12 protein-coding genes are annotated in these 14,118 nt (G+C 57.8%); 4 read left to right on the top strand and 8 right to left on the bottom strand.

Features of this window, described 5'->3' with window-relative positions; translation table 11 throughout:
- Window positions 1-2 precede the first annotated feature (2 nt).
- Window positions 3-1,445 carry a threonine synthase gene (gene thrC, locus I6I12_RS04440; RefSeq protein ID WP_200288840.1) on the bottom strand — a complete coding sequence of 481 codons (1,443 nt, stop codon included), beginning with the start codon at window positions 1,443-1,445 and terminating at the stop codon, window positions 3-5.
- Between the two features lie 39 nt (window positions 1,446-1,484).
- Here thrC and I6I12_RS04435 point away from each other — a divergent pair, with 39 nt between their 5' ends.
- Window positions 1,485-2,792, top strand: a complete 1,308-nt coding sequence (locus I6I12_RS04435; RefSeq protein WP_023021147.1) for an MFS transporter — start codon at window positions 1,485-1,487, stop codon at window positions 2,790-2,792.
- 14 nt (window positions 2,793-2,806) lie between these two features.
- Here I6I12_RS04435 and I6I12_RS04430 read toward each other — a convergent pair whose 3' ends face one another.
- The 6 genes from I6I12_RS04430 to I6I12_RS04405 form a co-directional block, all read right to left on the bottom strand.
- Window positions 2,807-3,514, bottom strand: a complete 708-nt coding sequence (locus I6I12_RS04430) for an AAA family ATPase (RefSeq protein ID WP_200288839.1) — start codon at window positions 3,512-3,514, stop codon at window positions 2,807-2,809.
- A gap of 10 nt (window positions 3,515-3,524) precedes the next feature.
- Window positions 3,525-3,743: a hypothetical protein gene (locus I6I12_RS04425; protein ID WP_023021145.1), complete on the bottom strand. Its 219-nt coding sequence runs from the start codon at window positions 3,741-3,743 to the stop codon at window positions 3,525-3,527.
- 145 nt (window positions 3,744-3,888) lie between these two features.
- Window positions 3,889-4,356, bottom strand: coding sequence for a hypothetical protein (locus I6I12_RS04420; RefSeq protein ID WP_034660167.1), 468 nt, complete (start codon window positions 4,354-4,356; stop codon window positions 3,889-3,891).
- Complete coding sequence (locus I6I12_RS04415) at window positions 4,349-4,693, bottom strand: hypothetical protein (RefSeq protein WP_200288838.1); 345 nt, start codon at window positions 4,691-4,693, stop codon at window positions 4,349-4,351. Before I6I12_RS04415 ends, I6I12_RS04420 begins: the two co-directional genes overlap by 8 nt.
- Before the next feature lie 97 nt (window positions 4,694-4,790).
- Window positions 4,791-7,862 carry a bifunctional [glutamine synthetase] adenylyltransferase/[glutamine synthetase]-adenylyl-L-tyrosine phosphorylase gene (locus tag I6I12_RS04410; protein WP_200288837.1) on the bottom strand — a complete coding sequence of 1,024 codons (3,072 nt, stop codon included), beginning with the start codon at window positions 7,860-7,862 and terminating at the stop codon, window positions 4,791-4,793.
- A 7-nt stretch (window positions 7,863-7,869) separates the two neighbouring features.
- Window positions 7,870-9,207: a glutamine synthetase family protein gene (locus I6I12_RS04405; protein ID WP_023021141.1), complete on the bottom strand. Its 1,338-nt coding sequence runs from the start codon at window positions 9,205-9,207 to the stop codon at window positions 7,870-7,872.
- 192 nt (window positions 9,208-9,399) lie between these two features.
- Here I6I12_RS04405 and I6I12_RS04400 point away from each other — a divergent pair, with 192 nt between their 5' ends.
- Window positions 9,400-10,458, top strand: coding sequence for a DUF2786 domain-containing protein (locus tag I6I12_RS04400; protein ID WP_023021140.1), 1,059 nt, complete (start codon window positions 9,400-9,402; stop codon window positions 10,456-10,458).
- Between the two features lie 135 nt (window positions 10,459-10,593).
- A complete protein-coding gene (locus tag I6I12_RS04395; RefSeq protein ID WP_200288836.1) occupies window positions 10,594-12,324 on the top strand; it encodes a CYTH and CHAD domain-containing protein in 1,731 nt (576 codons plus the stop codon).
- Window positions 12,325-12,383: 59 nt separating this feature from the next.
- Here the strand turns inward: I6I12_RS04395 and I6I12_RS04390 are convergent, their stop codons facing one another.
- On the bottom strand, window positions 12,384-12,572 hold the full coding sequence (locus I6I12_RS04390; RefSeq protein ID WP_049361312.1) for a hypothetical protein: 189 nt from the start codon (window positions 12,570-12,572) through the stop codon (window positions 12,384-12,386).
- Between the two features lie 259 nt (window positions 12,573-12,831).
- Here I6I12_RS04390 and I6I12_RS04385 point away from each other — a divergent pair, with 259 nt between their 5' ends.
- A complete protein-coding gene (locus I6I12_RS04385) occupies window positions 12,832-14,106 on the top strand; it encodes a galactokinase family protein (RefSeq protein WP_200288835.1) in 1,275 nt (424 codons plus the stop codon).
- The last annotated feature ends 12 nt before the right edge of the window (window positions 14,107-14,118 follow it).

The following is a 14,118-nucleotide window of genomic DNA, read 5'->3' as shown; positions in this document are numbered from 1 at the left end:
AGCTAAACCTCCGTTTTCTGAATCGACGTGGTGATGTAATCCTTGACCACCGCAGCATCATTGGGCAAGTCCTTAACATGCCGCTCAGTATCGAGAATGCCAGCAAAACGCTCAGGCGGCTCGGGGGCAGAGCCAATGGCCTCTATGATGGTCTCTGCAAACTTCACCGGCAGTGCAGTCTCCAAGCATACGATGGGCGTCTCCACGCCTTCGCGCTGCGCCCCGCGGGCGACCTTAATGCCATCGGCCGTGTGCGGATCCACCAGGTAGTTGAAACGCTCGTGCACGTCTTTGATGGTGGCGAGGCGATCGGCGTGGCTGGAGGAGCCAGATAGGAATCCGTACTCTTGACCGGCGGCGGCGACTTTCTCTTGGTTGAGGCTGAAACCGCCCTCTTTGACCTTCGTGCCAAAAAGCTCCGCTGCTTGGGCTGCATCGCGGCCGAGCAAATCGAACACAAACCGCTCAAAATTAGAGGCACGCGAGATATCCATCGACGGCGAAGACGTAGCCATGGTTTCTGCGGCAGGGCGCGGACGGTAGTTTCCTGTGCGGAAAAACTCATCTAGCACGTCATTTTCATTGGTAGCCACGATGAGACGATCGATGGGAAGCCCCATCTGGCGGGCGATGTGGCCGGCGCAGATATCGCCAAAGTTGCCGGTAGGAACGCTGAAGGAAACCTTCTGCTCGGCATTGTCGGTGACCTTCAGCCAGCAGGAGATGTAGTAGACCACCTGGGCCATAAGCCGCGCCCAGTTAATGGAATTGACCGCACCGATACGGTAGGTGGACTTAAAGTCGGCATCTCCCGAGACCGCCTTGACCACATCCTGGCAATCATCAAAGACGCCATCAAGGGCAATGTTGAAGATATTCGGGTCATCCAAACCAAACATCTGTGCCTGCTGGAAGGCCGTCATGCGGCCGGCCGGGGTGAGCATAAAAACGCGAATGCCCTGGCGACCTCGCATCGCATACTCTGCTGAAGAACCCGTATCACCAGAGGTAGCGCCCAAAATATTCAGCGTCTCACCGCGGCGGGCGAGCTCATATTCAAAAAGCTCCCCCAAAAGCTGCATGGCCATGTCTTTAAATGCCGCAGTAGGTCCTTCAGAAAGGTGCCCGATAAAAAGGCCCTCCCCCAGTTCGGTAACGGGGACGATCTCGGGGTGTGCAAACTTGGGGCTGGTATAGGCCCGGGCGGCGATATCCTCGATATCTTGCGCTGGAATATCGTCAATGAAAAGCTTGAGCACCTCGGCCGCGAGTGCCGCATAGCCTTCATCCGCAAGGAGCGTCCGCCATGAATTTAAAGTGGCGAAATCCAACTGCGGGTAGCTCTCTGGCAGGTACAAACCTCCATCGGGGGCAAGCCCGCCAAGGAGAATATCCGTAAAAGATGCGGGCTGACGGGCGGTATCGCGGGTCGAAATATACTTCACACAAAAGAATCTTAGTAGTTAAGGCGTAAGGTATCAGCCATGTCGCAGCCGAATCCCAGAGAAGTCATTACCACTCAAGCTTTAGGCATTTGGGTGGCCGCCATGGCGGTCTACCTCGTAGCGATTACTGGCCGTACCTCTTTTGGCGTTGCCGGCCTGGACGCTATTGAGCGCTTCGATGTTGATGCCGGCCGTATCGCTGTTTTTACTTCCGTGCAGCTGGGCGTGTATGCCTTAGCCCAAATTCCTACCGGCATATTGATCGATAAATTTGGCCCACGCCTGCTCTTGGTAGTCGGCGCCGTCATCATGGGCATCGGCCAGGTAGTGCTGGGTTTTACTACTAGCTATGGCGTAGCCATCGCAGCCCGCGTGCTCATTGGCGCGGGCGATGCCACGGCGTTTCTCTCCGTAATGCGCATCCTGCCCTATTGGTTCCCGCTGCACCGCACGCCTATGTTTACCCAGGTAACCTCGTCGCTAGGGCAGATGGGCCAGTTCATCTCTGCGGTGCCTTTCTTGTGGTTACTGGGCGCAGCCGGCTGGACCGCCGCCTTCGTTACCCTTGGTGCGGTGGGCATTCTCGTGGCCATCGCCGCGATTGTGGCGGTGGCAGATTCACCGGAAAAGCTGGGCATTATCCCCACGGAAAAAGAACCGCCCAACTCTCAGGCCACCAGCATCCCAGCTCGCCTAAAGAAGGTATTCCGCTCCCCAGTGGCATGGCAGGCCTACTTCATTCACTACATCGGTATGCTCCCGCTCATCGTCTTTGTCATGCTCTGGGGAATGCCCATGATGACCCAAGGAATGGAGCTATCCAAGGCGAAGTCCAGCCTGGTGCTTACCTTGTTGGCGGTATTTTTGGTCCTCGTCGGCCCATTGCACGGCAAGATTTCCTCCCGCGCACAGCATATCCGCCCGTGGCTCAGCCTGGGTTTCGTAGCGGTCCATGTACTGACCTGGCTCATTTTCTTTACCTTCGGCACCGACAGTGGTCTGGCCGCGATTTTGGTGGTGTCCTTCGTTACCGCGCTCTGCACGCCGACGGCTAACTATGGCTTCGATATCGTGCGCGAGCGCATGGATCGATCCGTGGTGGCCACTGCTACGGGCCTGGGCAATATGGGCGGGTTTACCTCCGGCATGCTGGGCGCTCAGCTCTTCGGCATGGTGCTGGACCATTCCTCTGCTGCCCCTAACTACTCCATGCCGGATTTCACTGCAGCCTCCGCGGCGGTGCTAGCCGTGTGGGTGGTCGGCATGATTGGTGTGGTAGTCACCCACTTCCTGCGGCGCCGCGCTGGCGAGGATGGGCCTTCTGTCACCATCGTGGAGGTTTCTTAAAGGCCAGAGCATGGTTACTCGGGGTTGACAATAAAGTGGATGGTTCCTTCAGGATCCGCTAAAAGCTCACGGGTAGCCGCCACGGCTTCCGCCTCATCGAAGGCGATGCGTTCAAAGCCAGTATCGTTTAGTTCCACAATGTCTGCCCCCGGGCAGGCCAAAAGAATTGGCGAGTGCGTGGCGATGATTATCTGCGCGCCGCGGTCAACCGCTTGGGCTATTTCCCCCACTAGGGCCAGCTGCCGGATAACGGAAAGTCCCGATTCTGGCTCATCAAGGACATATACGCCTTGGCCATTGATGTGCTCATAGAGCATGTCGAAGACGGATTGTCCGTGCGAGCGGCGAGATAAATCTACATTCTGGGACAAGGTGGAGCGGCCTGCGCGTTCGTCTGATGAATCTCCGCGTGCAATCAGATGCTCGTGTTTTTCAGCGCGTAGGAAATAGGCGCGTTGGATGACTTTATCCGTGACGCAGCGAATGGGGCTGCGGGGAACGATTTCATCGGGATCGTCCATCCGTCCACCTTCGGGAGAGCAGCCCAAATCACTGGCCACACCGGCGAGCAAACTAGATTTACCAATGCCGTTTTCCCCCACGAAGACGGTTACCGGCCTCCGCAGCTTAAAGCTTCCTAGGTCGGCCAAGTAATCGAAAACCGGCAGCTTTGCCCTGTAGTCATCGGGCTTAAATTTCAGGCTTAGGGCATCAATCAGCATGGCCTCTAGACTAATTCAGCTCATCCAATATGCGCAGCGCGTCTTCACGTGTAGCTTCCGCACCAAAGTTTTTCAGGTGGCCAGCCAGTTCACCAGTGGGAAGTGATTGGGCGATGGTATCGGCCGGCACGGTATTGACGGCATAGGCCACTCCTACCCCACCGGTGATGGGGATGGCGATGGCGGCGATTACTCCCACCGCGGTCGATAGCGTGGACTTGAAAGTCATAGTCTCCTCCAAAGGCTTCGGTACCGAGCACTATGCCCGTTACCAATTTGTGATGTTTTACCTTAGGAAGAGTTACTGCCAAGGCGATGCCTCGCAGCTGCGGGTTTCCTGGATTTTCGTCCCCAACTTGCACGGTAAAGACTGGTTAGTTTGCCGGGTAGCTTTCCGCCACAATCCCATCACTAGCCGGCATAACAAGGCCTCGCTCAAAAGCTACGAGAACCGCTTTTTCATCGGATTCGCTGATGTCACCGGCTTCCACTGCACTGCTCAGCTCACGCTCAAGGTACACGCGCACATCAGACTTACCGTTTTCGGTCTGGGTAATATCTCGCGGGACGGATTTTAGGGGAATGCCCAATGCCTTAGCTAGGGAGGTCACCCGGTTAGCATCGGTGGAATTATCGTCCTTAATGGCACCATTGACCTGCGCAGGAACGTCTTCTTGGACTACGCCACCGGCCACGGCCTCGCCCACGGTCTTTGTCCCTTTGGGTGGATTGTCGCGGTTGGTTGCCCATACCCCTACTGCGATGGCCACGATGACGGCCACGGCCACAAAGACCCACAGATAGATGAGCTTGCGGCGGTGCGCCCCACTGATTTTAGCCATGGAAACCAGCGCCATCGCTAAAAGAACCGTAGTCATTGCCGCGCTGGTTTTCGCCGCGATCATTTAGGGCATCAATGATGGAGCGAATGGTGGCCTCCCCTATGCGGTCGGCGCGGCCCCAAGAGCGAGGGGTTTGGCGGGAATTTTGCGGCGCTGATTCCGGGCTCGGCGGTGTGGGCTTTTGCTCCCGAGGGGTGGAGACCTCAATGGTCACTGTGGTGCCATCAAGGTGCAGGGCGTCGCCGTCGCGCACGCCCGCAGCACGCGCAGCGGAAAGCAATGCGGATAGCTCGCCCACCGTAGCGTTATTCACATCAAGTTGCAGCTTAAAAGACATAACTAGCCAGTCCTTCCTCTTTCCCATCCCACTCTAGAGTCCGGCAGTGCAAAAAGTAAGGCCGCAGTGCTCACACCGGGGATTTTCAAGGGCAACTCTAAGAATGCTCGAAGGATTCCTCCTCGCCCCAAAAGACTTCATCGACTACCTTGCGGGCATGCCGGGTTAGTTTCAAATAGTGTTCCAAAAACTCCTGGTTATCTTCCGGTGCCCATCCGGCGGCACCGGCTACTTGGGCCAGCTGCGGGCCAGGTCCAGGCAGTTGGTCCACGCGCTTGCCGCGCACAAGCACTAGCGCATTGCGGGCGTCGGTAGCCATAAGCCAGGCTTCGCGAAGGTCAGATACCTGCCCGGCGGAAAGGATAGCGGTTTCTTCCAAAGCATCAAGCACGCGCAGCGTAGACGGATCATGGAGCTCGGCGTACTCGTGGGCATGCATCATCGTCAGTAGCTGAACGGTCCATTCAATATCGGTTAGCGCACCGCGACCAAGCTTGGTGTGAGTATTGCGGTCCGCGCCGCGCGGTAGGCGCTCATTGTCCACACGTGCCTTCATGCGCCGAATATCGCGAATGGTAGATGCGCTGGCGCCACCTTCTGGATAGCGGAAGCTATCCACCATGGACATAAAGCGCTCGCCTACCTCTTTATCCCCAGCAACGAAGGCCGCGCGCAACAAAGCCTGCAGCTCCCAGGACTCGCCCCATTCGCGGTAGTAACGCTCATAGGAGGAGATAGTGCGCGCCACCGCACCGGAGCGACCTTCGGGACGCAGGCCTAAGTCGACATCCAGTGGGGGGTCTCCCGAGGGTTTAGACAAGCGGCGCCGGAGCTTATCGACGATCCCGATGGCCCACTTCACTGCCTCCCCTTCCGCATCAGAGTCAGCATCCTGTTCGGCGGGTTCTGCTACCACGAGCACGTCCGCATCTGAACCGAAGCCCAGCTCCATGCCTCCCAGCCGACCCATGCCAATGACGGCAATGCGCGCTGGTGGCTCCGCATCCTCGTTGGCTAGGCGCCATGCCCGCACCTCGGCGCGAAGGGCAGCTTCCAGCACGGCATCCCAAATGGTAGATAGCTCATAACACACCTGCTTGACCGGCATAAAGCCCAGCAAATCCGCACTAGCAATGCGGGCAAGCTCTACCCGGCGCAGCGAGCGAGCCACCGCCACCGCCTTATCTGGGTCGGCGTGGCGCTTGCTGGAATTAACCAGTGCTTTGGAGACCTGCTCGGGCTTGGTTTCCAGTAGTTTGGGGCCAGTGGCGCCGTCGGAAAGCTGCTTTAGCGAATCCGGCGCGCTAATAATCAGATCCGAGGTAAACGGTGACGTGCCCAGGATGTGCATGAGCCGCTGGCCCACAATTCCTTCATCGCGCAGCATGCGCAAGAACCACGACCTATCGTTCGCAGCCTCGGAAAGTTTGCGATAGTTCAGCAGGCCCATGTCTGGGTCTGCGGTATCGGAAAGCCATTCCATCAAGGTGGGCAGCAAGATCGCCTGGATGCGTGCTTTGCGTGAGGTTCCTGCCGCCAGAGAAGTCAGGTGCTCGAATGCGCGGTCCGGGTGGTTATAACCCAGCGCGGCCAGCTGCAGCTTGGCGGCCTCGGGCGAGAGCTTCAGCTCATCGGCGGACATGGTGACCACAGAATTAAGAAGCGGCCGATAAAACAGGCGCGAATGCAGCTCGGAGATGCGCAGGCGAATCCGGCGCAGGTGCGAAAGCATGCGCTCGGCTGCGGATTGAGTGCCCTGCGGGTAGAAACCGGCGATGCGTGCTAGCCACTTCATCCCGTCTTCATCATCGCTATCGGGCAGCGTGTGCGTTCGCCGGAAGCGCTCCAATTGCAATCGGTGCTCAAGCAAGCGTAAAAACTCATAGGCTTCAATGAGCTGGGTGCCGTCCTCACGTCCGACGTACCCTGCCGAAACCAATGCCTCCAGCGCATCCACTGTGGATAATGCGCGAAGCGTTTCATCGGAACGCCCGTGCACCAATTGCAAGAGCTGGACTGCAAATTCAATATCACGCAGGCCACCCACGCCCAGCTTCAGCTCGCGATGCTTGAGTTCTGCAGGAACATTAGCCAACACGCGGCGGCGCATGGCCTGGACGTCTTCTACAAAGGACTCGCGCTGGGAGGCCGTCCACACCATCGGGCGGATCTGATCCAGATAGTCCTGCCCCAGTGGTAGGTAACCGGTCATGGCGCGCGCTTTCAGGAGCGCCTGGAATTCCCAAGTCTCCGCCCACCGCTTGTAGTAGGCAACGTGTGATTCCAAAGTGCGCACCAAAGCACCCGATTTTCCTTCTGGGCGTAAATTCGCATCTACTTCGAAGAAGGTGGTGGAGCCAATGCGATTGAACTCCGCCGCCAGGCGTATTGCCCGTGGGGTTGCCTCACTGCCGACGAAAATGACGTCCACATCAGAGATATAGTTCAGCTCCCCCGCACCGCACTTTCCCATCGCCATGACTGCTAGTTGTGCGTCTACAGGCTCGTCCCCGTAGATGGTGCGCACAGCGCAGGCGAGGGAGGCGGTTAAGGCAGCGTCGGCAAGCGCGGTGGTCAGAGCCGTAATCTGGCGGAATCCTACCTCCGGCTGGGGTGTGGTCTGGCCCTTGCGTGCATGGAAGGTACCGGCCACATCGCAAGCGGCAATGCGCATCATTAACGTGCGGTAGGTCGTGCGCAGCGCCTGCTTATGCTCTCCCTCGCCGGCGCGGTAGGTGCCCGGCGCGCCAAGATCCTCACGCGCCGGATCGGGCCGATCAATATCCTGAGCAAATTCCGCGGGCTGGGCGTCGACGGCGCCGAGCAGGCTCTGCAGCATCTCTTCGGGCTGTGGGAGGGGCTTTTCTAGCTCTCGCCACAACTCAGGGTTTGCCGCGAGGTGATCACCAAAGGCGGTCGAAGCACCCAGCAGGGCAAAAAGGCGCACACGCACCGTTTCATTGGCGCGCACAGCCTCATCGAGCTCTGGGACTTGTTCATAGATGCGGATGAGATTGTTGAGGGCCAGGTCTGGATCCCCCACGGCCGCAAGGGTCCACAAAAGATTGACCGATTCAGGGTTATTCCAGCCCAGCTGCTCAATATCCGAAGCAGCATGCGGGCGGGTAAGGCCAAGCGTAGCCGGTGAAGGTACAGCAGCAGGACGCATTATTCTCCTAGAAGTTCAGGTTATTGCGCAGCTCAAAGGTGGTGATCTGGCTCTGATAGTGATGCCACTCATCCCACTTGGAGCGCAGGAAGAACTCAAAGACGTGCTCGCCCAACACCTCCGCCATGAACTCGGATTTTTCAAACTCGCGCAAAGCCTGGTCCAGGCTGGTGGGCAGATCCTTATATCCCATTGCCCGGCGTTCGCGGCGGGTGAGCTGGTGGACATCGTCCTCAGCTGGATCATCGAGTTCGTAGCCTTCCCGGATTCCTCGCAGACCGGCTGCCAAGAGCACCGCATAACCCAAGTACGGGTTCATGGAGGCATCAATGGAACGAATTTCTACCCGGCGGGAATCTTCCTTAGTAAGCCGGTAGGTGGGCACGCGGACCAACGCAGAGCGATTAGACACACCCCAGGTTGCTGAACCCGGTGCCTCGTTGCCAAACATCAGGCGCTTATAGGAATTTGTCCACTGATTAACAATGGCGGACATCTCCGTGGAGTGTTCCAGGATTCCGGCGATGAACTGTCGGCCAGTCTGCGATAAGGAAAATTCATCGTCCGGATCGTGGAAGGCATTGGATTGGCCTTCAAAAAGGCTCAAGTGGGTGTGCATGCCGGAGCCTGGCAGATGCTCGAAAGGCTTAGGCATGAAGGTGGCGCGCACGTTGGAGTTGGTTGCCACCTGTTTGATTACGTGCCGGAAGGTCATGATGTTATCAGCCATGGTCAGCACGTCCGCATGGCGCAGATCAATTTCTTGCTGCCCCGGTGCGGTTTCGTGATGGCTAAACTCCGTGGCAATTCCCAGTGATTCCAGCGCCAGCATCGCCTTCCTACGGAAAAGCGGGGCGGTATCATGAGTAGCCTGGTCGAAATAACCACCATTATCGGTCGGTACCAAGTCCGTGAGTTCGCGGCCACGCTCAAAAAGGTAGAACTCGATTTCTGGTGAGGCCATGCAGGTAAATCCATCATTGGCGGCCTCGGTAACCTGGCGGCGCAGGATATGGCGCGGATCCACCATGGAGGGCTGGCCGTCCGGCTGCGCGATATCGCAGAACATGCGGGCCGATTGCAGGTCCGGCTCATCCATATCAAAGGGCAGAATCTGGAAGGTGGAGGGATCTGGCAGCGCAATGGTGTCAGACTCAGAGATACGGGAGAACCCTTCCACAGAAGAACCATCGAAGCCAACACCTTCTTCAAAGGCCGATTCCAGCTCGGATGGGCTCATGACCACGGATTTAAGGGCGCCCAAAATATCCGTAAACCACAGGCGGATAAAGCGGATATCGCGTTCCTCAACGGTTCGTAGGACAAATTCGTGTTGGCTATTCATGCCTTAGACCTTACCGGCTCACCTCCGAGGGATGTGCAGTTCATGCGACAGTTTTTCCAGGGCGAAATGCGCAGGTCGCAAGAGTATCTAGGGGGTATCAAGCGGGGGCTTTTCCTTCACGGGCCTACTGATGTGCATGCTTTGCTGAGGAAGCAAGCGAACACACGTACACCTTTTAAAGGACGAAGTTTTATGACCACCCACTGCGATGACCTTTCTGCTCACGTAATCGAACGCCTCATCACCGCCGCGCAACATGGTTGGGCACCGGCGGATTTAGAGCACGTCTTAGGCCCGCATGCTTACCCCATTATCTACCGTGCTAGCCCCCATGTGCCGGCACGGATTACCTCCCCTGCCTTACGCAAGGCTTGGCTACAAATGGCTCCGCCGGACGAAAATTTCATTCCGCGCGATAAGCTGCGCGCCATTATGAAAGAGCTAATTCACCTTCCTAGGCTGCGCGATACTGAACTTTTGGCCTTTGGCGAATCCTTGCGAGAAGACGGGCTTAGCGATAAACAACGCAAAATTCGTGCAAAGGTCCTAGGACTTTTACGCAAGGCTGAGTCCACCAGTTTTGAAGACGAGGCCGAGGTTCTGATTTCTAAGGCGCAGTCCCTGCAACAGAAGTATCGCATCGAGGATCTGCTTACTTCCGAGCTCCCCAATCTCATTTCCCACCGCGTGCACATCCACCCGCCCTATATCAAGCACCAGGCTTCCCTGCTCAGCACCATTTCTGACGCCAATGGATGCACCACGCTCCTCATCCATGACAAAGGCCTAGCCTGTGTCATCGGTGCTCCTGCCGACGCCGCCCATTGCGCCGACCTCTTTGCCTCCCTCAACCGCCAATGCGACTGGTTTATGCGTAACGGCGATGGCGCGGAAATCGCCCGCGCTACTAATTCCACTGCCGCATATCGCCGCAGCTTCCGCCTGTCTTATGCCGCCCGCATCGGTGAATTGCTCACCCAAGCCAATGAGGACGGAATTGCTGAAAACCTGCGTGAGTCTCAGTATTGCTCTCACCATGCAGAGGCTGTAGCCACCCAAACCCTTCCCGCTTTGCAAGCACGCACCGATCACGCCATCGATACCCGCAACCGCCTCTTTCCCAATCTCACAGAGATGTCGCTATCAATGAACAGTCTGCACGGCATCAACGATGGCATTGCCGCTGCCGATAAATCTCACTTGGGAGGCGACGCCTCAGGGCTCGGTTCAGTTCCAGAAATTACACGGTAATTTCCCCTGTTTGATACGGTTCTTGGCCCCCGTTCCCTGCTAGCGAACGGGGGCAGAGTATGGCACCGCAACGAGGTCATTACAGGTAAGATCACCGATGAGATTGATTAGGTCTAGAAAGTAGAAGGTACGTGAATGTCTACACAGTCTTTTCTCGAAGTTGAAGCGAAATTCTCCGTAGCCGAGTCCACTCAGCTCCCTGAACTGACCCGCCTTGAGGGAGTTGACCACGTCGCAGACACGCGCCACCACGCTCTTTCGGCCATCTACTACGACACTGAAGACCTCCGCCTCACCCACGCTAAGGTCACCCTCCGCCGCCGCACCGGTGGCAATGATGATGGCTGGCATATCAAGATTCCTAGCGAGGCTGGCCGTACCGAAATCCACGCAGAATTGGGAGAGCCTGTCGATGGCCGCTATGAAGTTCCTAGCGAGCTGCTCCATCAGGTTCGCTCCATTGTCCGCCACAACGAGCTCACCCCAATTGCTCAGGTAGACAACAAGCGCACCGAGATGGTCTTGGCAGATGCCGATAATAAGCCAGTGGCAGAGTTTTGCGATGACCACGTCACCGCCTTTTCCTTCCTTCCCGGCGGCGAGCAACAGTCGTGGCGCGAATGGGAAGTAGAGCTCGCAGGTGAGCTACCTGGTACCGAGGAAGGAACGCAGTTCATTCGCCGTGCTACCTCTCTTCTCATCGGTGCCGGTGCACGCGTATCTTCTTCCCCATCCAAGCTGAAATCGGCCTTGGGTGATTCTTATGCCAACGCCCCGCTTCCCCCGGCCCTGGTATCGCCGGACGTGGACCCGGATTCCCCTGCCGCCGCCGTGATCACCGCACTGCAAGCTAACCGCGACAAGCTGGTTGATTATGATCCACGTGTGCGCCGCGATGAGTGGGACTCGGTGCATCAGATGCGTGTAGCTACCCGCGAGCTGCGCAGCCACCTTCAGACCTTCCATGGCATCGTGGTCGGACCAGAAATCGAAAAAATTGAAGCCGATCTGAAGGAGCTCGCTGGCATTTTGGGCGTTGCTCGCGATGCGGAGGTTGTTGAAGAGCGCTGGCAGAAGCTGTTGGAGTCCGAAGATTCTGACACCTTGGATGATTCCACCCGCGAGCACATTGCGCAGGATATGGGCACCGCCTACCGCCGTGCGCACCGTCGCGTTGTCGCCGCCCTAGATTCCGAGCGTTACCTCGAGCTGCTAGAGTCGCTCGACCGCTTGCTCGCGGATCCGCCAACGGCCGATAAGCAACAGGAATCCGCTCCGGTAAATGATGATGCGGAGCAGACGGAAGAACTGTCCTCTACGGAGGAAGGCGCTGCTTCTTCCGAGTCCCGCGAGGATAACGCGGCTGCTGCAGAGAAGGCCAAAAAGAAGCCAGAGAAGAAGTCCAAGGACAAGTCCGCGGACATGGACACTGTGATGGCGCAGCACCTTGAAAAGGCCTATAACAAGCTGGTCAAGCGCCATAAGAAGGCCGTAGAGAATTGGGATAACCCGGAGCTGTCCCTGCACGAGCGCGAGGACTATTTCCACGATATGCGTAAGGCTGCAAAGAAGCTGCGTTATGCAGCAGAAGCAGCTGGTTCTGCCACCAACCTTAAGACCAAGCGTCTCTATAAGGCCTGCAAGCAGATGCAGTCGGTGCTCGGTGATTTCCAAGATTCCGTGACCTCGCGCGATAAGCTGCTCGAACTGGCAGATTCCGCTCGCCGCCGTGGCGAAAATACCTTTGGCTATGGCCTGCTCTATCAACGCGAGCGCACCATCGGGCTGAAGGCGCTGGATGATTACGCCGAGTCTTTCAAAGACATCAAGGCGGCGTTTAAGCCGCTGCGCAAAAAACTAAAGTAGCCGCGCTTCCCGGGCAGTTACCGGGAAACACGGCGTAGAAAAAGATGGCTGGAGGTTATTTACTTCCAGTCATCTTCTTTGTCTGCGGCATCTGCCGCATCGTTGCGGGCGTGGGCAATTTCGATAGCGTTTTCTGCTTCTTCACGGGTGTCATACGGGCCCATTCGGTTTTCCCAGCCAGAGGTCTTGCCTTGGCTGACTTCCTTGGTGGCTGGATCGAAGAACCACTTCTGGTCTGCATCGCTCATAAAACTATCCTCTCAGTCGTAGCGCCAGCGGCACCGGCTGATCGCTGCCGCTGGTATGGTTTGTGTCCACACTACCCACGCCGTCTAAGCGATGCCCGCTAGAATGTGGGGCAGCACATTTCTTTTATACGATTCCATGTCGTATTCCCCGCCGCCGCACCAAAAGGTGGCGGGCATTCGTTGCTTTAAGCGCACCGCCGCGTGCGAGTGGCAACGAAGACTACTGGTCCCAGAACCTGGAAAAGGAGCTTTAGCACCCATGCCACTGTGGTCAACGCCTGCAGAGCCTGTAGCCGAGCGCGCCGCCCAAGCACATACTGATCTCACGGGCAGCGCTCCAACTCATACCGCTAGCGCGCCGGCAACGTGGTCCCTTATTGGTGAACACATTGACCACTTCGGCGGCATTGTTGCCATGTGCGTGGACAAGCTACGTGCCGCTGCGGCAGTAAGCTCGCGCACCGATGGCGTGGTAGCGGTACATTTTCACCCGGCAGAAGGTGAGCCTGCCCATGATTCGATAAGCCTGCAAGCGCTCGCAGAGCTGGCAACAGCGCAACAACCCACCACGGATGCAGAGGGCCAGCCAATCATTCCGCCGGCTCCGGAGGGAGGGCTGGCTGCCCGCGTGGGTGGCATTGTCCACACGATGATTAACCGCCAGTTGCTCTCTCGTGAGACAGCCGGTGCGGATATCACCATCGCCTCCGACATTCCGGAAGGTGCTGGTTTGGGTGCGGATGCCGCCGCGGACGTCGCGGTAGCGCTGGCACTCATGGGGGCTGATGCTGACCTGGATGCGCCGCTAAGGGCCCGGGTGGCAGATGTATGCACCCAGGCCGTTACTACCTTTGGTGCGCGGCCGCCTTTGCGTGCCCGCCATAGCGCGGCTCTGCGCAGCACGGGTGAGGGCGTATGCATCATGGATTACGCCGACGGTTCTGTCACCCACGCACCGCACCTTGTTGGTCGCGAGATAGCTGCCTTCGCGGTGGCGGTGCCGGAAGATTTTTCCGCGCAGGAAGAAAAGGCTATCGCCGATATCCGCCAGCGGCAGCGCTTTATTGATGATGCCTGCCATTCCTTTGGCACCGATTCGCTACGCTTGCTTCCAGACGCCCAACAGCGCGTCCTCGATTGGCTCAAGGCCGTCCACAAGGTCTACGGCGAGGAAGGACACCCGAGCATCAGCGCCGCTACGGAATGGATGGCCTTTTATGAGGAAGAAACCCAGCGGGTAGAAAAGTTCACCCGCTTCCTGCGCTCGCATCGCGGCGCGGAGCTCTTCCCCATCCTTTTGCAGTCACAGTCCTCCCTAGCCAATATCTACGGCTTGGACTCGGCAGAAAAACTCGCCGAGCTAGTCACGGTCCGCGGTGCCGTAGCGGGGCGTTCGGCGCACGCGGGTACATCGAACGCAGTCATTGCCTACGTCCCGGCGAAGAGCGCGCATAATTTTGCGGCCGACCTGGCAGACGATGGCCTGCTCGTAGTCGAATTACAGCCGGGCGAGGCCGCACGCGGCGAGAGCTAGTAGCCTCACCAG

This window comes from Corynebacterium kefirresidentii, assembly GCF_016599755.1.
GTDB lineage: Bacteria > Actinomycetota > Actinomycetes > Mycobacteriales > Mycobacteriaceae > Corynebacterium > Corynebacterium kefirresidentii.
The sequence above is the reverse complement of the archived record's forward strand: the minus strand, read 5'-3'. Positions and strand labels throughout refer to the sequence as shown.

Coding starts and splice junctions, on each gene's coding strand:
- I6I12_RS04405 (WP_023021141.1), bottom strand. CDS start 9,207: ATGAATAGCCAACACGAATTTGTCCTACGAACCGTTGAGGAACGCGAT.
- I6I12_RS04390 (WP_049361312.1), bottom strand. CDS start 12,572: ATGAGCGATGCAGACCAGAAGTGGTTCTTCGATCCAGCCACCAAGGAA.
- I6I12_RS04400 (WP_023021140.1), top strand. CDS start 9,400: ATGACCACCCACTGCGATGACCTTTCTGCTCACGTAATCGAACGCCTC.
- I6I12_RS04395 (WP_200288836.1), top strand. CDS start 10,594: ATGTCTACACAGTCTTTTCTCGAAGTTGAAGCGAAATTCTCCGTAGCC.
- I6I12_RS04430 (WP_200288839.1), bottom strand. CDS start 3,514: ATGCTGATTGATGCCCTAAGCCTGAAATTTAAGCCCGATGACTACAGG.
- I6I12_RS04425 (WP_023021145.1), bottom strand. CDS start 3,743: ATGACTTTCAAGTCCACGCTATCGACCGCGGTGGGAGTAATCGCCGCC.
- I6I12_RS04385 (WP_200288835.1), top strand. CDS start 12,832: ATGCCACTGTGGTCAACGCCTGCAGAGCCTGTAGCCGAGCGCGCCGCC.
- I6I12_RS04420 (WP_034660167.1), bottom strand. CDS start 4,356: ATGGCTAAAATCAGTGGGGCGCACCGCCGCAAGCTCATCTATCTGTGG.
- I6I12_RS04410 (WP_200288837.1), bottom strand. CDS start 7,862: ATGCGTCCTGCTGCTGTACCTTCACCGGCTACGCTTGGCCTTACCCGC.
- I6I12_RS04415 (WP_200288838.1), bottom strand. CDS start 4,693: ATGTCTTTTAAGCTGCAACTTGATGTGAATAACGCTACGGTGGGCGAG.
- I6I12_RS04435 (WP_023021147.1), top strand. CDS start 1,485: ATGTCGCAGCCGAATCCCAGAGAAGTCATTACCACTCAAGCTTTAGGC.